This is a genomic window from Planobacterium oryzisoli (assembly GCF_015354315.1).
Lineage (GTDB): Bacteria > Bacteroidota > Bacteroidia > Flavobacteriales > Weeksellaceae > Planobacterium_A > Planobacterium_A oryzisoli.
On the sequence record NZ_JADKYY010000001.1, the window covers coordinates 66,737 to 88,376 of the forward strand.

The window sequence follows — 21,640 nt, forward strand, 5'->3', positions numbered from 1 at the left end:
AAAAAGATGATATTTATCATGAAATCTTTAATCTTCCGGGACATTTCTTGCAACGTTTGCCTTTCTTAAATTTTTTGCAGCAGTTCTTTTTTCCGCAGAACATCTCAGTATTGAAGCCTTGTGCAGGTGCCAGGGGTGCAATTTTGAAGGGTACAATGGAGCTAATCATGCAGCAAATATAAATCTTATTTAGAATAAATCAAAACAAGTTGAGCGATTCCTTAGTCGCTCGTGGAGGTACGTTGCTTATCCCACACAATTGTCGTATTTTTACAAGACAAATCTCACTTGTAAAAAAACCGATTTAAGTATGAATACCCAACAGTTTGTAAACCGCCATATTTCCCTAAATGAGGTGGACCAATCCGCTATGATGCAGAAAATTGGCGTAGATAGCCTTGAGGAATTAATTTCCCAGACCATACCGGATTCCATTAGGCTGGAGAAGGATTTGAATATCTCCAAACCGCTATCAGAGTACGAGATGATTCGCCATTCACGCAGCCTTGCCAACAAGAACAGTGATTTTGCAAATTATATTGGGTTTGGTTACCACAATACGCTGCTTCCTGCAGCCATTAAGCGTAATATATTTGAAAACCCTTCGTGGTATACAGCCTACACACCCTACCAGGCAGAAATCGCGCAAGGCAGGTTGGAAGCTCTTCTTAACTACCAGACAGTAATTACCTCCCTCACGGGCCTTCCTATTGCCAATGCTTCGCTACTGGATGAATCTACTGCCGCAGCCGAGGCCATGAGTATGTTTTTTGGTTCTAGGACTAAAGAACAGAAAAAAGGAGCAAACCGGTTTTTTGTTTCGGATCTTGTACTTCCACAAACCGTGGCCGTTTTAAAGACGAAAGCAGAAGGATTGGGAATCCAGATCGTTGAAGGCGACCATGCTTCGATGGAACTGGACAGTAGTTATTTTGGTGCACTGCTTCAATATCCTGGAAAGAACGGTATTCTCATTGACTATACAGACCTTATCGCATCCTACAAGGAATTAGACCTGCAGGTTGCTGTAGCCTGTGATCCACTGGCATTGGTGAAGGTAAAATCGCCCGCATCCATGGGTGCAGACTGCGCGGTGGGTACCAGCCAAAGGTTTGGTATCCCCATGGGCTACGGGGGACCGCACGCGGCCTTCTTTGCCTGTAAAGAAGACTATAAAAGAGACATTCCCGGCAGAATCATAGGGGTTTCTCAGGATGCTTACGGGAAAAGAGCCCTGCGTATGGCACTACAGACCAGGGAGCAACATATAAAGAGGGAGCGTGCTACCTCGAACATCTGTACCGCTCAGGTACTTCTAGCCGTGATGGCAGGTATGTACTGCGTCTACCACGGGCCTAAGGGTCTTGCCTACATTGCCGATCAGATTCATTTTAAGACCAACGCACTGGCTAGTGCGCTTTCTATCCTTGGATACGATATCGTAGAGGAACCGGTATTTGATACCGTAAAATTCCGCCTCTCGGAGGAGGAAAAGGGCCGTTTGATGCGGCTGATGCGTGACCGTAGGATCAATCTGAATTATTTTTCCGAAGGGTATGTAAGTATAGCAATAAACGAGAGTACCACAGTGAAAAAGCTCGACTATCTATTGGAAGCTTTCGCGCAGTTCTTAGACAAGCAGGCCTTTAAACTCACCATTAAAGAAGAGGGCAGCATTCCACAAGAGCTTCTACGCACCGATGCAGTACTTACCGAGGAAGTGTTCAACAAATACCATACGGAAACCGAACTTATGCGTTACATCAAGCGTCTGGAACGCAAGGATCTATCCTTGACCCACTCTATGATTTCGCTCGGTTCGTGCACCATGAAACTTAATGCGGCTACCCAGATGCTTCCACTTTCCTGGGGTGAGTGGGGAAGTGTCCATCCGTTTGTTCCTACCGAACAGGCCGGGGGCTACCAGCAAATGATTAAAGAACTGGAACGTGATCTATCGGAAATAACCGGTTTTGCGGCCACTTCCCTTCAACCCAATTCCGGGGCACAGGGCGAATATGCCGGACTCATGGTGATTCGAGAGTACCATAAATCCCGCGGCGAACTGCACCGCAATATTGTACTTATTCCACAATCTGCGCACGGAACCAATCCTGCCTCTGCGGTACTTGCCGGCATGAAGGTGGTGGTGTGCAAGAATTTGGAAAATGGTGAGATCGATCCGGTAGACTGGGCAGAGAAAGCATCCCAACACAGTGAAAACCTAGCTGCGGCAATGATTACTTATCCTTCCACTTATGGGTTTTTCGATGCAAATATCCGCGAGATCATCGAAATCGTTCATACCCACGGAGGACAAGTGTACATGGATGGGGCCAATATGAATGCGCAGGTAGGATTCACCAGTCCCGGGCATATCGGTGCCGATGTTTGCCATCTAAACTTGCACAAGACCTTTGCTATTCCGCACGGTGGCGGAGGTCCGGGTGTGGGTCCTATTTGCGTTGCCAAGCACCTAGTGGAGTTCTTGCCTTCCAATCCCAACATACGCATTGGAGGAAAAAATGCCTTGGAGGCAATCTCTGCGGCGCCGTACGGCTCTTCACTGGTCCTTAATATTTCCTATGCCTACATTAAAATGCTGGGTACAGAGGGCCTTAAGAAAGCCACCGAGCATGCCATCCTTAATGCCAATTACCTTAAGGAAGTCCTGGCAGAACATTATCCTGTGCTTTATCAGAACGAACAGGGCCGTGTGGCCCATGAGTGCATCATTGATTTCCGCCAGTTTAAACCGTACGGTATCGAAGTGGCCGATGTGGCCAAAAGATTAATGGACTACGGTTTCCACGCTCCTACCGTTTCTTTCCCAGTAGCAGGTACCCTAATGATTGAACCTACCGAATCGGAATCCAAAGAGGAAATTGACCGATTTGCTGAGGCATTAATCAGTATCCGTCAGGAAATTGAAGAAGTGGTGCAAGGACTTGCCGATAAAGATAATAATGTACTGGTAAATGCACCGCATACCGAGCAGGTGGTCATCTCCGATACTTGGGACCGTCCGTATTCCCGTGAGAAGGCTGCATATCCACTGGAGTGGGTTAGAGAAAGAAAGTTCTTTGCCTCAGTATCCCGAGTGGACGAAGCGTTCGGCGACCGCAACCTAGTCTGTACGTGCGAGCCTATTGAAGCATACATGTAAACAGATTAAATACTATTTAACGCCTCCGAATTTCTAAGAGAAGTTCGGAGGCGTTTGCTTTACAGTCCAAAGGTAAGGGTGTATTTCTTAGTGGTCTGCCAGCCCCTAGGGGTCTTCTCTCCGGAAAGAGTACCCGTGCCTACTTGGTCAGAGAAATCCATAAAGAGCACGCCCGGGTAATCCTTATAGGTTTGGATTCGGCTGTATTTTATGGGAAAATACGAATCGATGACATCCATTTTAAGTGCGGCTTGGTCCTCTGTCTTATAAAGCAGGAGCCGCTGGTGATCCGGATGGACTGCTAGGAAGTCTGGGCAATCGGTTAGAATCTCTATAAATTCATAAGCAGAGCGTAGTGGAGTCTGCTCCTTTAGTATTTTCAGGTACAATCCGGTAAGGTCTCCGCTGCTTGGTTTGTATCTTGGATTAGGGTCTTCACTATCGTTAAGTCCATCCCCGTCGCTGTCTTTACGGAGTGGATGGAGTCCTAGGAATTCCTCGAAGAGATCGTTGTAGCCGTCCCCATCACTGTCCTTAAATAGTGTCGAGAGTGGTATGCTTAGTTCCTGGCTTTCTTTCAAGACTTTGTAGCGTGGGCGCATCGGAACCCGCGAGAGCCGCTCCATGGTAACTAACGCTCCGTCTAATACGATACGGTCTTCTCTTAGGAAGGGCTCATCTCTCTTGTAAAGGTTGTCCACATAGTAGGAAGGGGTAAGTCCCAAGAAATAGGGTTTGGGTCCTGACGTTTCGCTGCGAACAATCCAAAGTCCGTAACGGTTCTTTGCTAGGGTTAGTCCATTTTGTGTGGAGAGAAAGGTAAATCCTGGCAGAGCCTTCTCTAGGGGCCCGTATTTTTGCTTGTAGGAAGCACTGCCAGTAGATTCCTCCAACTGCTGTTTTTCTAACTGACGCTTTTGCTCTGAATAGGAAAATGCCCGGAAGCTGGGGGAGGTACTGGCCGTGATGTGTGCAGGAAAGGCCTGTTGCTTAGTATAGCCTAGTGGCATCTGCTTAGGACGGTCGTAATTGATTCCTTCCTTACTTTCATAGCAGAGATCTTCCTTAGTGTCCGTAGTAGCAGTGCCGGTAGGAGCTTTTTCGCAAGCGTAGAGTAGGAGCAGACTGCATAGAATAAGAGGTTTCATTACAAAATCGGATTTACCTTAAATTTAAGGCTTATTTTTGTCTTTGCATTATGATTTTAAACAGCTTATATACCTCGGCACGAAGTGGAAGTGCCCCGTCCTCCGTGGCAAGTAGGACAGACTATCAAAGGGATTTTGACCGCATTGTGTTTTCCTCGGCTTTCCGTAGGCTTCAGAACAAAACACAGGTTTTTCCATTGCCCGGCAGCGTCTTTGTCCATAACCGTCTTACCCATTCACTGGAAGTCTCCTCGGTGGGGAGAAGTATTGGAAGTTTAGTGGGAGAATTCATTCATACGCGCTACTATAACGACTTAGACCTTCCCTCGCGGGAGTTTTATCTGCACAACTTAAGCAATGTACTTGCAGCAGCCTGTCTTTGCCACGACGTAGGCAACCCTGCCTTTGGTCATTCGGGTGAGGATGCCATAGCCACCTATTTTGAAAAAAACGAAGAGGCACTACGCTCTTTGTTTACTGAGGGCGAGTGGATGGACCTGGTGCATTTCGAGGGTAATGCTAATGCAATGCGCACACTCACACACAGACAAAACGGTAAAGATCAGGGAGGAATACAGCTTACTTTGTCCACTTTAAGCTGCATTGCTAAATATCCATGTGAATCCCTGGCAAAAGACAAGAAGGTGCTTCACCGGAAGAAATTTGGATTTTTCCAGAGTCAAAAGCAGGTATTTATGGAAATGGCCCACCGAACGGGTATGCTAATGGAGAGTTCTGCACCGTTGGTATTTAAACGCCACCCCTTTGTGTGGCTCGTGGAGGCTGCAGACGATATTTGCTACAACATCATCGATATGGAGGATGCCCACCGCTTGGGTATTGTATCAACCAGCGATGTAGAAGACCTGTTTCTTCAACTGATAAAGGGTAGCCAAAGCGACCACTCCCGAGTGAAACAGCGTATGGGTGTTCTTACCAATGCCAACGAAAGGATTTCTTACCTTCGGGCAAAGGTGATCAATACCCTTGTCTCCTCCACTGTAGAACTCTATAAAGAGCAACTTCCCATTATTTTAAACGGAACCCTCTCGGAGTCTCTTGTGGATACCTACAGTAGGGAGAATCCCGCCATAGGGGCCATACAGAAGTTTTCCCGTGAGAAGATCTACCGCCACCGCTCGGTAGTGGAAATTGAAAATGCAGGATATAATGTAATGTACGAACTTCTGGACCATTTCATTCCTTGCGTCATTAAGCCAGTAGAAAAGCGTAAATCCTATGATAGAATTGCCTTGGAGTTAATTCCCCCGCAGTTTCTCTATCCCCAGGCCTCCCTCTACGAGCAGGTACTAGGCGTAGTGGATTTTGTAGCCGGGATGACCGATAATTTTGCTACCGACCTATACCGCAAAATTAAAGGGATCGATATTGGTATGACCATGTAAGGACCGTCTTTTTTCTGCAATTTTATCGTATCTTTAGACAGGAAACACTTTTAACCCCGAAAACACTTTAATTATGTCTTACGTAGCAATATTGGTCTTTATAGGCCTTATTATCTTGTTTGCTTCTTTTTTTACAGTCAAGCAGCAAACCGCAGCCATCGTGGAGCGCTTTGGAAAGCTCCAATCGGTGCGACATGCGGGATTTCACCTGAAAATCCCACTAATTGACCAAATTTCCAGACGCATCAATTTGCGTATTCAGCAGCTGGACGTGATTATCGATACCAAGACGCTCGACAACGTGTTTGTAAAGATGAAAGTATCAGTTCAGTACCAGGTCATTCGCGAACAAGTCGCCGATGCATTTTATAAACTGGAATATCCTGAAGGACAGATTACCTCGTACGTCTTTGACGTAGTTCGCGCAGAGGTGCCAAAAATGAAGCTTGACGACGTATTTGTAAGAAAAGACGACATTGCCATTGCAGTAAAAGGCGAATTGCAGGATGCCATGCAGAGCTACGGATACGACATCATCAAGGCGCTTGTAACGGATATCGATCCTGATGAACAGGTAAAACACGCAATGAACAGAATAAATGCCGCGGAACGTGAAAAAACAGCTGCTGAATACGAATCCGAAGCGCAGCGCATCCGTATCGTTGCCGTGGCAAAAGCCGAAGCGGAGTCCAAGAAACTCCAGGGGCAAGGTATTGCGGACCAAAGAAGGGAAATTGCAAAAGGGCTTAAGGAGTCGGTAGAGATGTTAAACAATGTAAATATTAATGCAGCCGAAGCTTCTGCTCTGATAGTAGTTACGCAGCATTACGATACTCTTAACTCAGTAGGCGCCAACAACCGCAGTAATCTAGTTCTATTGCCCAATTCTCCAACTGCTGCCAGCAATATGCTGAACGATTTGGTAGTGTCCATGGCTGCCACCCAGCAGTTCGCGGATCTGGATAAAGCTAATTTACAGGGTTCTCCCAAACGGTAGAAAGCACCGTAACAAGCAAAAAAAAAGGGCTTTCGCACCACGCGAAAGCCCTTTTTTAATGTCCGGTCCTAATTAATTCTTTTGCCATACGCAGTCCCGCGCGAAAGGTCCATAAGGGCGCTTTGGTGCCTACCGGTCTGGACTTTTCAAAGAGTAAATGGGAAAGCCAGGGAAGACCAAATCCCACTAGGGGTACATAAAATAAAAACCGCTCTTTTCCCGACAGAAGTACATAGGTTACTACATACACTACCAAGACCAGCGAAAGCATATGTATTATGCGTGTGGCAAGCTTTGTATGGGCTGAGAGGTAGGATTTATAAAATGTTTCAAAATCTTGGGCAGGTTTAGTCATAAGGGGATTTAATTCAAATCTCCATTCAAATCCTGTTCCAGTTTACTATTGCGCATACCGTAGAAAAAATAGATGATCAAACCGATAGCGAACCAAATGCCGAACCAAAACCAGTTGTCGTGGGTCATCCCTGTCAGTAAATACAGACACGAACTTAACCCGAGTAATGGAAGCAGGTTCAAATTCTTGAGAAACGCCAGTACCACTAGAACCAGATTAATCACAATAAAAAGAAATACGGAAAGTCGAAACTCCCCTTCATTAGGATCGTGCCAGTCCATCAGATGATGGAAAAATTCAGGTTGCCAATAGTAGAATCCAAACAGCCCTCCTAAAAACAAGACGGGAAAGGAGTATTTAGCATTGACATAAGGCAAATGGAAGCGTCCTGTGAGTTTCTCTTTACGCGGCATGAGAAGGATACCTCCATTGACCAGTACAAAGGCGAATATGGTGCCTATACTGGTAAAATCCAGTATGAAGGACTTATCGGTAAATAGAATAGGCAGACCCACTGCTACTCCAGTAATCACGGTAGCAAAGGATGGGGTTTTGTATTTAGGGTCAATAGTTGCAAATTTTTTAGGTAGCAGTCCGTCGCGCGACATGGCATACCATATGCGTGGCTGTCCCATCTGAAAAACCAGTAGCACAGAAGTGATTGCAATGATGGCAGTCACTGCCACTGCAAACTCCATCCACGGCATGTTGGCATTTTCTGGAGCAAAGATAAACGCTAAGGGATCACCCACTCCGTCGAATTTCCGATAGTCCACCATTCCGGTAAGAATAAGTGTGAGGGCCATATAAACCAGGGTACTTAACGCCAAGGCGATGATCATACCACGAGGCAGGTTCTTTTGCGGATTTTTGGTCTCTTCAGAGAGTACACTAAGTGCATCAAATCCTATATAGGCAAAAAATACGCCCGATACCGCCGCCATCACACCGGAGAATCCATTGGGCATGAAACTGGGCTCTCCCTCTGCACTGATGGGCGTCCAGTTTTCTGTATTTATATACCCAATACCTACAAAAATGATTAGAGCTATCACTGCCAGTTTAAGTAGGACCAGTAGGTTGTTGATATTTTTACTTTCCTTAATACCTATGTATACCAGTGCTGTGATTAGTGCATTGATCATAAGGGCGGGTACATCCAGTATAACCCTTAAATTCCCGAGCATGGGCGCCGTATTCCAAGCATTGATAAGGTCTTTATTCTCAGATGCCCCTTCGTAGGCCTTTCGCGCCTCGGGATACGAGGTAGAAAGATAGTCAGGGACATGCACGCCCAGACGCTCCAAGAAACTGGTAAAATAATCACTCCAGGAGAAGGCCACATAGATATTTCCGAAGGAGTACTCCATGATCAGGGCCCAGCCTATGATCCAGGCGATAAGTTCCCCAAAGCTGGCATACGCATAAGTGTATGCGCTCCCGGCTTTTGGAATGCGGCTAGCGAACTCGGCGTAGGATAGTGCGGTAAAAGCACAAGCAAAACCGCAGATGATATACAGGGACAGCACTCCTGGGCCTCCGCGAAAAATAGCTTCCCCCAAGCTGCTGAAGCTACCTGCGCCAATGATTGCGGCGAGTCCAAAAAAGACAATGTCCCAGATGCCCAGTACGCGACGAAGACTCGTGGACTGGTCGTTGGCATCGTAGGTTTTTCTTCTGAAAAGTTGGTTCATAGTTTTGTTGAAAAAAACAAATGTAAGTAAAAATGTTTTTTATTGGTTAAAAACCCCCGAGGGTGGTGGATTACCTATGGGGTTGCTCGCCCGAATTTTTAGATAACTTTAACAGTTATCCACAAACTAACAACCTACCCAAAACTTGCATAGATAAGAAGTTTTCTATACTTTCGTTGATCAAATGTGATTAACTTTTTAAGTGTTAAAACATGAATTCGAATCGTTTAGCCCTAATTGCGGGCCTCTTTTTTGCCGCTCAAGCGCAAGGGCAACAATCCTCTTTCTTTACCGACCGCGAAGCCTACCGTTTCCAACTGGCGGAGAATCTATTCCAATCTAAAATTTACAAGGCTGCGCAGCATGAATATGCCCGACAGTATTTCTATAACCAATCCCTTTCCAACTCCCAAAAAGAAGCAGCCCAATTTTTTGATAACGTCATTGGGGTAGTCCTGGAAAAACAGTACGCAGAGAAGGGACTGGATGCTTTTCTCTTGCAGTATCCTAATTCGGCTTATTTCGCCCAGGCCAGCATGCCTCTGGCCGACTACTACCTGGCAAAAAAAGAATTCTCCAAAGCACTCGACATACTACTGGACATCAATCAATACCAGTTGTCCCGTGAAGATAATGCGCGCTATGTCCTTAAACTCGGATACAGCAAATTCATGACCGGGGATACGGCCGGCGCCACTGAAGCATTGCAGGAAGCCTATGCCCAGAGCTTCGGACAGACCCGTTCCCAGATAGCCTATATGCTGGGACATCTATATTATGCCCAGGGAGAAAACCAACAGGCTTTCACGTATTTCGAGCAGTTAAGAGACGAGCCTACCTACAGTGCTTTGGTTAGGCCTTATTACGTGCAGCTACACTACAATGAAAAGCAGTACGATATGGCCATAGAAGCGGGTACTTCCTTACTGAACGACGTGCTTTCAGAGGAGTACCGCGCCGAGGTACACAAGATAATTGGAGAGAGCTATTTCATGCAGAATGAATATACTCAGGCGTATCCACACCTTAAACATTATGTGGATTTCACACCAGAGCCTACGCATAGCGATCTCTACCAAATGGGTTTTGTGGCAAGTCAGATAGGTAACTTCCCGGAAGCGGTCTCGTACTACAACCGAATCGTCAACACCGATTCGCCACTGGCACAAAATGCGTACTACCAATTAGGTAATGCCTATTTACAGGCCGATCAGAAACTTGAGGCCTTGTCGGCCTTTCGTTCCGCGTACCAAATGTCCTACGATGCGGATGTGAAAAAGAAGGCCCACCTACAATATGCAAAACTCTCCTACGATATAGGAAATCCTTTCGAGGCAGCCCCTACCGTACTGCAAAACTATTTGGAAAACTATCCCGGGGAACAGGCAAGCACAGAGATCAGTGCATTGCTGGTAAAATCCTACCTCTATTCCGGAAATTATAAAGAAACACTCGAGGCCATAGACCGATTACCCTCTTCGACCCCTACTACCGATAAGATTGACCAGGAAGTTTCCTTCCTTCTAGGAACCGAGGAGTTTAACAAAGGTAATATGGATGCCGCCGAGGCCTATTTTCTCCGCTCCCTTGAACACAAAGCTAATACCGAATTCAATTTGAGGGCTCAGTACTGGCTGGCGCAAACCTATTATCAGAAACAACAGTACGAGCAGGCACAAAAGGGATTCTTGGCCTTAGAGGGCAAGCAGTTTGAAGAAAGTCAGCAGCTTGCTTACGACCTGGCGTACAGCTATTTCAAAAACAAGCAGTTTGATTTGGCGGAACGTTATTTCACCCTGTATCTAAGCAATCCGAAAGAGGAGTTTTTACAGGATGCAAGACTTCGCCTTGCCGACACCTATTATGCCAACAATAAACTCTCGGAAGCCCTGGCCATTTACGAGGAGACCGAAAATCTTTCGGACTATTCCCTGTATCAGAAAGCCATGGCATTTGGATTCAAAGGCGATTCCATGGCTAAGATTCAGCACCTAAAAGAATTGGTGGATCGCTATCCGGATTCAACCTACAAAGGGGATGCGCTCTACGAATTAGGGGTAGCCTACAGTTCGAACGAAGACTACAAAAATGCAGAAACTTATTTTAGCAGGGTAGAGAAGGAATCCTCCGACATGCAGTTAATAGCCAATGCCCGCATTTACAGTACGCAGAACCTTGTGGACCAAAACCGAAATGATGAAGCGCTTAAACGGTTCGAAGACCTGGCACTGGAATATAAAAATACTGCGGTGGCACAAAGAGTCGTACTTGCGGCGCGTCCACTCTATCTTCAAAAGGGTGATGTGCAAGGGTACCAGGCACTGGCCGAGCGGGCAGGTGTTGCCTTGGATCAGGGCGCCATTGAGGAGATCAGTTTAAGTGCTGCAAAAGCGCTCTATGCGGAGAAAAAGTACCAGCAGGCTATTCCGCTCTACGAAAAGTACCTCATCGAAAATCCTTCCGGGCAGAACCTGGCCCAGGCTCAGTTTGAACTGGGAGAAAGTTTCTACTACACACAGCAGTATTCAAAAGCGGTTTTGGTGTTCCAGGCAATCACTACTTCACCCAACGACTATACCGAGCAGGCGCAGGGACGCCTTGCGCAGATTTACCTAAGAGAGGAGAATTACGAGCAGGCAAAACCAGTGCTTACCGCACTGGAAAAAGCAAGTGCTCCGGCACTACGCAGCTACGCCCTGGTGGAGCTCATGAAGCTTGCCGCACTCGAGAAAAACTGGAAGGAGGCCGAACTACTTTCCCAGCGGGTACTTCAAGACACCAGTAATCCACAGTCTATCAGAGAACTGGCGCAGGCAATCGAGGCCCGGTCTCTTATGCATAGAGGACGCGATGAGATGGCTAGAAAAGCATACGAGCCCCTTGAGCGCTCTTCAAACACTGAGGTTGCAGCAGAGGCTCTTTATGCAAAAGCGTTCTATCAAAATAAAGCTAAAGCCTACAAGAGCTCCAACGAGACCGTATTCCGCCTAGCCAACAATTATGCTTCCGAACAGTACTGGGGCGCCAAAGCATTGGTAGTACTTGCCAGCAACTACATAGGACTAAAAGACAACTACCAGGCCAGCTACACTATTGATCAGATTATAGAAAATTATGGTGATTATCCCGATGTGGTTGCCGAGGCGCGCGCGCTGAAAAGTAAAATAAAATAGAAATTGATTACTGCCCCCAAAGATTTTGGGCACATTCCAATAAATTATGAAAAAAGCATTACCTACATACCTATCGCTAGCCACCTTTTTAATCATGGGGTACTCCTACGGTCAAATTGGAGAAGAGCGTCTCATACTGGATAAACAAAGAGAACCCGAAGTTAATAAGATCGATAAGAAAAAGACCTCGGTGGAACGTATAAAAAACTATCCACCGGAGGAAAAAAATGCGGTACCTATTGAGTACCAAATTGAAAATGTTCCTGCGATCTCAGACTTCAAAACATCGCTAATTCAGGGACGGGATATTACTCCTACTATAAAGCAGGACTATAAGAATAATTATTTCCGGATTGGATACGGTAATTATGCACGGATTCTGGCCGATGGTAATCTCTCTGCTGCACTGGATGAAAAAACAGATGTTGGTCTGGATATGCATTTTCTTTCCACCGATGGACTCAAGAAACTTTATCCGTGGAACTCCAGTGCAAGTGATGCTAAGATTGGCGGATATCTGAATTCGTACGCCGAAAAAGGAAAATTTAATTTATCTGCGGACTATGGATTCAAAGACTATAACTACTACGGCATTTATGCCATGCAACCAGACTCTGGTATAGACCTGACGCAAAAGACGAATGTGATTGGAGTGCGTGGACACTATGATTTCTATTCCAACGAGATACTTAACGATGCGCGTCTGGAAACTGGATTCCTGTCGGACCACTTTGATGCTAAGGAAAGTCATATTTCGGCCGGAATCAATCTCTCTAAGCATGGAGTAGCCCTTGGAGGAGAAGAATTTTTGCTTAATGCAGATTTAGGTTTGGGCGTGGAGTCTCTAAGCAATGAGTTCCTGCTGGCCTCCAGGTCAGAAAACAAATTAGTGAATTTAGCAATTACCCCTAGCATAACCCTAGCCCGAGGAGAGTCGTATCTGCGTTTAGGAGCAGGTTTTGATTTTCTTTCTTCTCAATATTCCACAGTGAATACACCGGGAAGTACAAACGACAAGACGTATTGGTTCCCTCAGGGAGAGCTACTTATAGCGGCAGCTCCTGAATTTAAATTTTTTGCAGGGGTTAGGGGAGGAGTACATATACATTCCTATGCTGATATGCTTGAGGAAAACCCTTTTCTTCTTTCTGACCAGCAGACCAAATCAACAATCGAAAAGTACCATGTGTATTTCGGACTCAAAGGGGATCTTTTGGAGAATTTAAAATACGAATTTAAGGGAGGATTTGGAAAATTACTCGATGCGCAGTACTTCCGAGCCAATTCCCTTTTGGACAATAACTACACACTAAACCGTTCGGCTTATAATTTTGCAAATACGTTTTCTGCGGCCTATAGCGATGCCGACCTCTCTGAAGTGACCCTTCAGGTGCAGTATTTCCCGTTCGCAAACCTCGCTCTTGATGCGTTGGTGGAATACCAAAAATACAAACTGCCAGATGGTATGCAGATCTACTACAAGCCGGAAGTGGTTTCCTCCCTTGGTGGCCGCTATACACTTCTGGACAATAAATTGGATTTAGGGGCGCGTATATTGCTTTCCTCTGCACGGTATACAAACGCTTTTACCATCGGCAGCGAACCAGCAGATCCTATGCAGGAAGCTATGCGTTATACCTGGACGCAGGTGGAAAACGAAAAACTCGAAGGATTTGTAGATATGAATGTTTCTGCAGAGTACCGAATTCATAAAAATTTCAGTATTTTTGCGCTCGGAAATAACCTGCTCAACAACAACTACCAGCAGTTCAAAGGATACAAAGTGCTGGGAGCTCAAGTAATGGGAGGGGTAAAGATTATTTTCTAAAAAAAATATCGCCGGGCCCATAGTTTAATGGATAGAATTAAAGATTCCGGTTCTTTAGGTTGAGGTTCGATTCCTCATGGGCCTACTGCAAAGGAAAAGCGTCTGTTTTTAACAGCGCTTTTCCTTTTTTTTATTTCTGGCGAGACTAAGGGTGTTCTAAGGTATTAACGGTATTATTTTAAGCCAAAGTACGACTCGATATACCGCTGTAGTGCCATATCGGGTGAGGTTTTGTACCATTTAAGTATATGGTTTTTGTCTGCTTCCATCTCCTTGTAGTACCCAAGCACGCGGGGAGCCTTCTCCTGGGAGATATACCGCATTAGCCTGATTTCCACATTGGAAGGATCTTTGCGCACTGCGGCACTCATCTGTTCTTTTCCGTTTTTAAAATGTTTGTATTTATTAAGGACATTGGCGTCGTGTTTGGCCATAAAGAAATAACCCACCGCCAAAAAACTCTGGTAGATCGGTAGCTTGGTTTTATTGTAACCTGCCATGGATCGCGCAATAAGCTGCTTTCCCGCGGCCGCGGATTCTTCGCCCTGTTTAAGATAACCACGAAGCTCGGGAATTGTTTGACTTTGGCTGAGCATAGCTACAGATAATAGGATGAAAGTAAAAAATTTCTTCATAATCATTCGATTAACCTTTTGTGCGTAGGTTAAACCACTTCCTTTAATAAGTGTCCCATTTGCTTCTTTTTTACACTAAGGTATCCCTCACTGTGTTTATTGGCTTTTATTTCTAAGGGTATGCGGTTCATTAGGGAAATAGTACTACGTTCAAATATGCGCATTTTCTCCGGGTTGTTGGTGAGCAGATTTACTTTTTTTATGCCCAAGAGTTCAAGCATGGTGATCCCAATCGTAAAATCCCTATTATCGATCGGAAGTCCCAGATGTAAATTGGCCTCAATGGTATCTAAGCCTTGCTGCTGCAATTGGTAGGCGCGTATTTTATTGATAAGTCCAATGCCTCTTCCTTCTTGTCTAAGGTAGATTAGTACGCCTCCGTGTTTTTGGAAATACGCCATCGCCTCATCAAGTTGTGCACCGCATTCGCACTTGCTGGAATGGAAGATCTCTCCCGTAACGCACTCGGAGTGAAAACGCACATTCACAGTTGCATTCAAATCGGTGCCTTTAGCCACTAAGGCGAGATGAGGCATCCAGTTCTCGTCTGTTGCGGAGAAAGCAAGCATTTCAAAATCGCCAAAATCTGTAGGTAGGTAGGACTTAGCCTGAATTTTTAATGGTATTAACGTAGGTTGTGGTATAGTTATCATTTTAAATTGGTTTTATTTGGTACAAATATATACTAATTATTTGTATATTTGTATAAAATAATACTAAATAATACAATACAATGATACCAAAACAAGAAAGAGCTGAGCTTCTCAAATCCTATAGTACCTATGTACTAGACCATGGGAAAAGGCCCGACAATGTCTATCAATTCACAAAGTCCATAGCAATGGAGGAGAATATGTTCTATACATTTTATGCCTCCTTTGCGAGTTTAGAGGCCGATTACCTACAGGTCCTTTTTGAGCGCTCGGTAGAGGTATGCAGCTCCACCACCTCCTATCAAAACTACGCGGTAAAGGAATCCTTATTAGATCTGTACTATATCTTTTTTGAAAACATGGCACTAAACAGGAGCTTTATCCTCTATTTACTCCAAGGTCCACCCCATCAGAGACTTATGGTTCTTGGAAATTTAAAAAAGCCCTTTTTAACCTTTCTAAAAGGTCTGGCGTTCGGAAGTCTTCGCGTAGAGGGTTCGAAAACGCTCCAACGCTACTTAGAGAAGGGACGTTATGAAGCACTTTGGCTCCATTTTGTCTCTGCAGTGGAGTTTTGGATGAAGGATAATTCTGCGGATTTCGTCGATACGGATATTTATATCGAAAAATCGCTCGATACTGCCAGTGCAGTACTAGAAAACCCCGCAGCAAAGAAGGTGGTGGATTTTGGAAAATTTATGTTTCACAAGAACAAAATGTGGTAAAATGAAAACAGTAGATTCAATACCTGTCTCCAAAGCCGCACGCACTGGTACCCTTTTGAAAGCCGGCGCAAAAGTGGGAGTCAACTATCTGCGCTACTATGGAGATAGAGTACTAGGAGACAAGGATCAGGCGCAGGAGAAGTTGGAGCGTAGTAACGCAAAGGATATATATAAAAGTCTGGAAACCATGAAAGGTTCTGGTCTTAAGGTGGCGCAAATGCTAAGTATGGAGAAAACGCTCCTACCCCAAGCGTATGTGGAGCAGTTTTCCCTCTCCCAGTTTTCTGTGCCTCCCCTTTCTATTGCGCTAGTTAGAAAGACCTTTCGCAAAGACCTTGGAAGTAATCCTGAAGAACTTTTCGACTCCTTTGCCAGTGACGCACTTTTTGCCGCAAGCATTGGACAGGTGCACCGTGCAGAGAAGAACGACCATACCTATGCGGTGAAAATCCAGTACCCGGGCGTGCGTGATTCGGTGTCTTCTGACTTGCAGTTGCTGCGTCCTTTCGCACTACGTATCCTAGGACTTCCGGAAAAAGGTTCTGAAATTTATTTTAGTGAAGTAGAGCAGAAGTTACTCGAGGAGACGGATTATGCCTTGGAGTGTATGCAGAGTCAGTCCATAGCCGCTGCTTGCAGTCATATTCCAGGATTGCGCTTTCCTAAATACTATCCGGAGCTCTCCAGTCCACGTATCTTAACTATGGACTTTATGCAAGGACAGCATATCTCGCAGTTTGTAGACGATAGGGCTAATGAACCCCTGCGGCAGCGTGTGGCCCAGTCCCTATGGGACTTTTATATGTACCAGTTCCATGTGCTTCGAAAGGTGCATGCCGATCCCCATCCCGGTAATTTTATAGTTTCTTCGGAAGGTCAGTTGCAACCAATCGATTTTGGATGTATGAAAGAACTTCCGGATGCATTTTATAGGCCTTATTTTTCATTGGTGCGGCCGGAAATCATAGAAGACGAAAGAAAATTCAATAATGCGCTGTACGCTCTTGAGATTTTGCGTACGGAAGATTCTGCAGAAGAAACTGCATTTTTTACCCAGCTATTTAAAGAAATACTCGTACTTATAACCCAACCTTTTTCTCAAAGCACATTTGATTTTTCCTCTAAAGAGTTTATGCACAAATTAACCACTATCGGTGCAAGGTATGCTAAGATGAAAGAGCTACGTTCCTACAATACCAACAGAGGTTCCAAGCATTTTATTTATATGAACCGTACACTGTTTGGTTTGTTTCAGCTTATGCACCAAATTAGCACCGGTCCCATTCTGGTAGAGCGTTACAAGAATTTTACTAATCCAACGCATACGGTGGCAAACTAAAGAGTTATGGAGAATGAATTTTACCATGCGGCGCTTGGTACCATTACGGATTTTCTTGCCGAGCAAAAAGCTGGAAAAGCAACTATGGAGGAGTTTCGTCAATACCTCAATCAAAAGCACTTTTTAAGTCAAAGTCCACTCAGACTAAGTTCCAAAAGGGAAAGCGAGCTTAGTGACAACGATCTTGCAAAGCAACTTATCTTACTCAGTAGATTTTCCAAACAAATGCTCCGTAAAGCGCTTAAGGAATTTCCTGCTCTTCAAAATGAGGAGTTCACCTATCTGTACCGGTTGAAAGATGAGCCACTGCTTAGTAAGAGTGAACTCATTGAGCGTAACGGACATGAAAAACAAACCGGTACCGAGATAATTCGTCGACTGGCACGCTCGGGACTAATCGAGGAATGTACTGATTGCAAGGACAAAAGAATCAGACGCCTTCGGTTATCACCTAAAGGCGAGTCGGAATTTGCTCAAAGTTTTAGTCAGGTCTCTAAAGCGGCTCGTCTTATGGTTGCAGTACTGGAGACAGAAGAAAAGCAAGCCTTCTTGAAGCAACTTAAAAAGCTCAATACCTTCCATTTCACTCTGTACACGAGTATGCGGAAGAATGATTTCGATTCGATTGTTAAAAAAATAGCATTATAGTATGGCAAATTATTTAGTAATAGGTGGAGGCAGTGGTTTCGGTAAAGCGATAGCCAAGGACTTACTATCTAATCACAACGTATGGGCAACGTACCACACCACGCAGCTGGACTTTACACCTACCCATATGCAGCGCCTCAATGTATTGGATGAGGAGTTAACTATGGAACTACCCCAAGTGCTTGATGGGTTGGTTTATGCGGTAGGAAACATTCCTCTCGGTGGGTTTCACAGAAGTAGTCCAGAGGATTTTTTAAAGGATTATTCGCTCCAAGTGCTGGGTGCGATAAAGGTGCTGCAAAGGGCTCTGCCGGCTTTAAAACGTTCAGAAAATCCTTCCGTAGTACTTTTCTCAAGCGTAGCGGGGAAAAAAGGTTATGGGTTTCACTCGGTTGTGTCCACTCATAAAGCAGCTTTGGAAGGCCTGGTGCGTTCCCTGGCGGCAGAATTCGCGCCCCGTATTCGTTTTAACTGCATTGCCCCAGGACTTAGCGAAACTCCTTTGGCGTCCAGGTTACTTGACAGTCCAGAAAAGAAAGAGAAAATGGCCCAGCGTAATCCCATGAAAAGGATTGGTTCAAGCAAGGATGCTTCCTCATTGTGCCGGTTTCTTTTAAGCGAAGAAGCATCATGGATCACAGGCCAGTGCATTGCACTCGATGGAGGGGAGTCCACTTTAGGAATATAATAGTTTTCCCACGTTAAAGTTTGTGAAGTTTTGGATGGAGTAATTGCAGTACGCAAAGTAAAATGTATTTTTGCACTTTCATTAAAATACCATGGAATTACTTCAATCTGCCCTAGACTTCTTCTTGAATCTTGATAAACACCTTTTCACAATGATTGTGGACTACGGGGTCTGGGTATATCTAATCCTATTTCTAATCATATTTGTGGAGACAGGGCTGGTCATCATGCCGTTCTTACCAGGGGACTCGCTCCTTTTTGCAGCCGGCACCTTTTGTGCGGGAGTCATTGGTCAAAACGGAGAGACGGCGAGTTTAAATCTTTTCCTGGTTTTATTTCTGCTTATCGTAGCAGCCATTCTTGGCGATACGGTCAATTATACGCTAGGGAAAAAGGTAGGACTTAAAGCCCTGGCTTGGAAAATAGGAGACAAGCAACTAGTGAATCCAAAGTATATTTTGCAAACGCAGGAGTTTTATAAGAAGAACGGTCCTAAAACTATAATTATTGCGCGCTTTGTTCCAATCGTACGTACTTTCGCCCCGTTCGTCGCTGGCATTGGTAGTATGCACTACAGCACTTTCATTCGGTACAATGTCATCGGTGCGTTAGTATGGGTGCTAAGTCTTACGCTGGCCGGGTACTTTTTTGGAAATATCCCCATTGTTAAGGAGAATTTTGAAACGGTGATTTTTGGAATTATCGGCATATCCTTACTACCCATGGTATGGGAGTTTATAAACGCGAAGTATCTTACTAAGAAAGAAAAGTAAAGAGAATTCCTCGACGCTGGCGACAGTGATAAGTGTCATATTGTGCTGGGCTGTTTTTAACCGTAACTTTAAGTAACGCTTAAAAACACACACATATGGAAAACCATACACTTCGAAACGAATTTCCCCAATACCAGCAGCGCATCGAGAAACTAAGAATGCGAAGCGAGGAATTCAAGAGCCTCTATGTAAATTACGAAGAAGTTAATGCTATAATACAGCATTTTGAACGTGGCGGCTTTTCTCATACCTCTGACACTCATCTTAACGAGCTAAGGAAGAGACGGTTAAAGCTCAAAGACTCTATTTATAAACATCTCTCATTAGAGCCGAATTGATACAAAGTGGTTGTATAGTGCCAGAAGCCTGTCCCTCAAAGGACAGGTTTTTTTTGTTTAGTCCGGTGTATAGAAAAAGCACCAGAGTACGCTAACCACTTTAAGAAAACCAAGTGATTACGAGCTGTCGTTAAGAAAAAATTAATTTTTTAAGTTTTTTTTATCAATTCGCTAATAATCACTACTTTTGCACCGTCTAAAATTCAATATGCTAAATATCAGAAACATCGCGATTATCGCACACGTTGACCACGGCAAGACGACTTTGGTTGACAAAATCATTCATGCCACCAGTGTTTTCAGAGACAATCAGGAATCCGGTGAGCTTATAATGGACAATAATGACCTGGAGCGGGAAAGAGGGATCACCATTCTTTCTAAGAACATTTCCGTTACCTACAAGGACACTAAGATCAATGTAATAGATACTCCTGGCCACGCCGATTTTGGTGGGGAAGTGGAGAGAGTACTTAAAATGGCCGATGGGGTTTTACTACTTGTAGATGCTTTTGAAGGGCCTATGCCACAAACCCGTTTTGTACTACATAAAGCTCTGGAGTTAGGTCTTAAGCCTATTGTGGTTATAAACAAAGTGGACAAGGAAAACTGTCGTCCGGAAGAAGTACACGATAACGTATTTGACCTTTTCTTTAATCTCGATGCAACCGAGGAGCAACTGGACTTTCCTACATTTTACGGCTCTTCCAAGCAAGGGTGGTTCAACTCTTCTTTAGAAACAACCGATTCGATCCTTCCCCTGTTGGATGGTATTCTTCAATATGTTCCCGAACCAAAGGTGGAGGAAGGAAGCTTACAGATGCAGGTTACCTCACTAGACTATTCCTCATTTCTAGGTAGGATTGCCATAGGCAAGGTAGCACGCGGAAGTGTGAAAGAAGGGCAGTGGATTGGTCTTGCACAGGAGGACGGAAAAATTGTTAAAGGAAAGATCAAGGAACTATATGTGTTCGAGGGATTAGGGAAGAAAAAAGTAAGTGAGGTTAGTGCAGGGGATATCTGCGCCATTGTAGGATTTGACGCTTTTCAAATTGGAGATACCTTTGTAGATCTAGAAAATCCTGAACCAATGACCCGTTTGTCGATTGACGAACCTACACTTAACATGACTTTCTCAATCAATAATTCCCCTTTCTTTGGTAAAGATGGGAAGTATGTGACTTCGAATCACCTAAAAGAAAGACTGGAAAAAGAACTGGAGAAAAACTTGGCTCTACGGGTGGAGCAAACCGACGATGCCAATACCTTCCTTGTATTTGGTCGCGGTATACTACACCTTTCCGTACTTATCGAAACCATGCGCAGAGAAGGATACGAAATGACCATTGGTCAACCTCAGGTAATCTTAAGAGAGATCGATGGAGTAAAATGTGAACCGTACGAAAGTATGGTGGTGGATGTTCCTGAGGAATACGCAAGCCGAGTGATTGATTTGGCCACGCAGCGTAAGGGTGATTTGCATATTATGGAAACCAAAGGAGAAATGCAGCATTTGGAATTTGAAATTCCTTCCCGAGGACTTATTGGTCTACGTTCACAAATGCTAACCGCTACGGCAGGGGAGGCCATCATGGCACACCGATTTGCAGAATATAAGCCTTTCAAAGGGGCAATTGCAGGCCGTAACAACGGAGTGTTGGTTTCTAAGAACCAAGGGCCGTGTACTGCCTACTCCATTGAAAAACTTCAAGATCGGGGTCGCTTTTTTGTTGATCCAGGAGAAGAGGTGTACATGGGTATGATTGTTGGGGAACAGAACAAGCCAGGTGACCTGGTAGTAAACATTGTTGAAGGAAAGCAGTTGAACAACATGCGGGCATCCGGAAAAGACAAAGACGGAAATATTGCGCCGAAAATACTCATGTCTCTAGAGGAATGTATGGAATATATCCAGGCCGATGAAGCGATCGAGGTGACGCCGAACTTTATAAGGATGCGTAAGAAGGTCCTCTCTGAAGAGGATAGAAAACGTGCCGACAGACAGGCAAAGTCCGAATCGTAATTTCTAATAGTACAAATATAAGGCGTCTTTTGGGCGCCTTTTTTTATTGTAAAAA

The 21,640-nt window shown here is 44.7% G+C and carries 17 protein-coding genes and 1 tRNA gene; 13 read left to right on the forward strand and 5 right to left on the reverse strand.

The features are described 5' to 3' along the window. The first annotated feature begins 310 nt into the window (after positions 1-310). A complete protein-coding gene (gcvP, locus tag IC612_RS00290) occupies positions 311-3,166 on the forward strand; it encodes an aminomethyl-transferring glycine dehydrogenase (RefSeq protein ID WP_194738171.1) in 2,856 nt (951 codons plus the stop codon). A gap of 59 nt (positions 3,167-3,225) precedes the next feature. On the opposite strand, the gene IC612_RS00295 is transcribed toward gcvP, so the two are convergent. Continuing rightward, positions 3,226-4,314, reverse strand: coding sequence for a hypothetical protein (locus IC612_RS00295; protein ID WP_194738172.1), 1,089 nt, complete (start codon positions 4,312-4,314; stop codon positions 3,226-3,228). A 50-nt stretch (positions 4,315-4,364) separates the two neighbouring features. On the opposite strand from IC612_RS00295, the gene dgt reads away from it, so the two are divergent. Together dgt and IC612_RS00305 are read left to right on the forward strand one after the other, a co-directional pair. Next, positions 4,365-5,720: a dGTP triphosphohydrolase gene (dgt, locus tag IC612_RS00300; RefSeq protein ID WP_194738173.1), complete on the forward strand. Its 1,356-nt coding sequence runs from the start codon at positions 4,365-4,367 to the stop codon at positions 5,718-5,720. 73 nt (positions 5,721-5,793) lie between these two features. Next, positions 5,794-6,717 carry an SPFH domain-containing protein gene (locus IC612_RS00305; protein WP_194738174.1) on the forward strand — a complete coding sequence of 308 codons (924 nt, stop codon included), beginning with the start codon at positions 5,794-5,796 and terminating at the stop codon, positions 6,715-6,717. 55 nt (positions 6,718-6,772) lie between these two features. On the opposite strand, the gene IC612_RS00310 is transcribed toward IC612_RS00305, so the two are convergent. Together IC612_RS00310 and IC612_RS00315 are read right to left on the reverse strand one after the other, a co-directional pair. Next, the gene (locus tag IC612_RS00310; protein WP_194738175.1) at positions 6,773-7,072 is read right to left on the reverse strand and encodes a DUF962 domain-containing protein; all 300 of its coding nucleotides are present in this window, start codon (positions 7,070-7,072) and stop codon (positions 6,773-6,775) included. An 8-nt stretch (positions 7,073-7,080) separates the two neighbouring features. Further along, positions 7,081-8,766, reverse strand: a complete 1,686-nt coding sequence (locus IC612_RS00315) for an APC family permease (protein WP_194738176.1) — start codon at positions 8,764-8,766, stop codon at positions 7,081-7,083. A gap of 212 nt (positions 8,767-8,978) precedes the next feature. Between IC612_RS00315 and IC612_RS00320 the strand changes: the two genes are divergently transcribed. The 3 genes from IC612_RS00320 (at position 8,979) to IC612_RS00330 (ending at position 13,852) form a co-directional block, all read left to right on the forward strand. Then, the gene (locus IC612_RS00320; RefSeq protein ID WP_194738177.1) at positions 8,979-11,939 is read left to right on the forward strand and encodes a tetratricopeptide repeat protein; all 2,961 of its coding nucleotides are present in this window, start codon (positions 8,979-8,981) and stop codon (positions 11,937-11,939) included. A 46-nt stretch (positions 11,940-11,985) separates the two neighbouring features. Further along, on the forward strand, positions 11,986-13,767 hold the full coding sequence (locus IC612_RS00325; RefSeq protein ID WP_194738178.1) for a TonB-dependent receptor: 1,782 nt from the start codon (positions 11,986-11,988) through the stop codon (positions 13,765-13,767). A 13-nt stretch (positions 13,768-13,780) separates the two neighbouring features. Further along, positions 13,781-13,852: transfer RNA gene (locus tag IC612_RS00330), tRNA-Arg, on the forward strand. An 88-nt stretch (positions 13,853-13,940) separates the two neighbouring features. Here the strand turns inward: IC612_RS00330 and IC612_RS00335 are convergent. Both IC612_RS00335 and ribA read right to left on the reverse strand, forming a co-directional pair. Beyond that, on the reverse strand, positions 13,941-14,402 hold the full coding sequence (locus IC612_RS00335) for a hypothetical protein (protein ID WP_194738179.1): 462 nt from the start codon (positions 14,400-14,402) through the stop codon (positions 13,941-13,943). Between the two features lie 29 nt (positions 14,403-14,431). Further along, positions 14,432-15,055 (reverse strand): GTP cyclohydrolase II, encoded by a 624-nt coding sequence (ribA, locus tag IC612_RS00340; protein ID WP_194738180.1) that lies wholly within the window; start codon positions 15,053-15,055, stop codon positions 14,432-14,434. Positions 15,056-15,135: 80 nt separating this feature from the next. Between ribA and IC612_RS00345 the strand changes: the two genes are divergently transcribed. The 7 genes from IC612_RS00345 (at position 15,136) to typA (ending at position 21,585) form a co-directional block, all read left to right on the forward strand. Beyond that, entirely contained in the window at positions 15,136-15,780 is a 645-nt protein-coding gene (locus IC612_RS00345; protein WP_194738181.1) for a hypothetical protein, read from the forward strand. Between the two features lies 1 nt (position 15,781). Then, complete coding sequence (locus IC612_RS00350; protein ID WP_194738182.1) at positions 15,782-17,119, forward strand: ABC1 kinase family protein; 1,338 nt, start codon at positions 15,782-15,784, stop codon at positions 17,117-17,119. A gap of 6 nt (positions 17,120-17,125) precedes the next feature. Continuing rightward, on the forward strand, positions 17,126-17,767 hold the full coding sequence (locus tag IC612_RS00355) for a MarR family winged helix-turn-helix transcriptional regulator (protein ID WP_194738183.1): 642 nt from the start codon (positions 17,126-17,128) through the stop codon (positions 17,765-17,767). Position 17,768: 1 nt separating this feature from the next. Further along, positions 17,769-18,455, forward strand: coding sequence for an SDR family NAD(P)-dependent oxidoreductase (locus tag IC612_RS00360; RefSeq protein WP_194738184.1), 687 nt, complete (start codon positions 17,769-17,771; stop codon positions 18,453-18,455). Positions 18,456-18,546: 91 nt separating this feature from the next. Next, positions 18,547-19,227, forward strand: a complete 681-nt coding sequence (locus tag IC612_RS00365; RefSeq protein ID WP_194738185.1) for a DedA family protein — start codon at positions 18,547-18,549, stop codon at positions 19,225-19,227. Between the two features lie 95 nt (positions 19,228-19,322). Then, positions 19,323-19,565, forward strand: coding sequence for a YdcH family protein (locus IC612_RS00370; protein WP_194738186.1), 243 nt, complete (start codon positions 19,323-19,325; stop codon positions 19,563-19,565). Positions 19,566-19,773: 208 nt separating this feature from the next. After that, positions 19,774-21,585 (forward strand): translational GTPase TypA, encoded by a 1,812-nt coding sequence (gene typA / locus IC612_RS00375; RefSeq protein ID WP_194738187.1) that lies wholly within the window; start codon positions 19,774-19,776, stop codon positions 21,583-21,585. Positions 21,586-21,640: the final 55 nt, after the last annotated feature.

Excerpts from the sequence above, each read along its gene's own strand:
- gcvP (WP_194738171.1), top strand. The coding sequence starts at position 311 with ATGAATACCCAACAGTTTGTAAACCGCCATATTTCCCTAAATGAGGTG.
- IC612_RS00295 (WP_194738172.1), bottom strand. The coding sequence starts at position 4,314 with ATGAAACCTCTTATTCTATGCAGTCTGCTCCTACTCTACGCTTGCGAA.
- dgt (WP_194738173.1), top strand. The coding sequence starts at position 4,365 with ATGATTTTAAACAGCTTATATACCTCGGCACGAAGTGGAAGTGCCCCG.
- IC612_RS00305 (WP_194738174.1), top strand. The coding sequence starts at position 5,794 with ATGTCTTACGTAGCAATATTGGTCTTTATAGGCCTTATTATCTTGTTT.
- IC612_RS00310 (WP_194738175.1), bottom strand. The coding sequence starts at position 7,072 with ATGACTAAACCTGCCCAAGATTTTGAAACATTTTATAAATCCTACCTC.
- IC612_RS00315 (WP_194738176.1), bottom strand. The coding sequence starts at position 8,766 with ATGAACCAACTTTTCAGAAGAAAAACCTACGATGCCAACGACCAGTCC.
- IC612_RS00320 (WP_194738177.1), top strand. The coding sequence starts at position 8,979 with ATGAATTCGAATCGTTTAGCCCTAATTGCGGGCCTCTTTTTTGCCGCT.
- IC612_RS00325 (WP_194738178.1), top strand. The coding sequence starts at position 11,986 with ATGAAAAAAGCATTACCTACATACCTATCGCTAGCCACCTTTTTAATC.
- IC612_RS00335 (WP_194738179.1), bottom strand. The coding sequence starts at position 14,402 with ATGAAGAAATTTTTTACTTTCATCCTATTATCTGTAGCTATGCTCAGC.
- ribA (WP_194738180.1), bottom strand. The coding sequence starts at position 15,055 with ATGATAACTATACCACAACCTACGTTAATACCATTAAAAATTCAGGCT.
- IC612_RS00345 (WP_194738181.1), top strand. The coding sequence starts at position 15,136 with ATGATACCAAAACAAGAAAGAGCTGAGCTTCTCAAATCCTATAGTACC.
- IC612_RS00350 (WP_194738182.1), top strand. The coding sequence starts at position 15,782 with ATGAAAACAGTAGATTCAATACCTGTCTCCAAAGCCGCACGCACTGGT.
- IC612_RS00355 (WP_194738183.1), top strand. The coding sequence starts at position 17,126 with ATGGAGAATGAATTTTACCATGCGGCGCTTGGTACCATTACGGATTTT.
- IC612_RS00360 (WP_194738184.1), top strand. The coding sequence starts at position 17,769 with ATGGCAAATTATTTAGTAATAGGTGGAGGCAGTGGTTTCGGTAAAGCG.
- IC612_RS00365 (WP_194738185.1), top strand. The coding sequence starts at position 18,547 with ATGGAATTACTTCAATCTGCCCTAGACTTCTTCTTGAATCTTGATAAA.
- IC612_RS00370 (WP_194738186.1), top strand. The coding sequence starts at position 19,323 with ATGGAAAACCATACACTTCGAAACGAATTTCCCCAATACCAGCAGCGC.
- typA (WP_194738187.1), top strand. The coding sequence starts at position 19,774 with ATGCTAAATATCAGAAACATCGCGATTATCGCACACGTTGACCACGGC.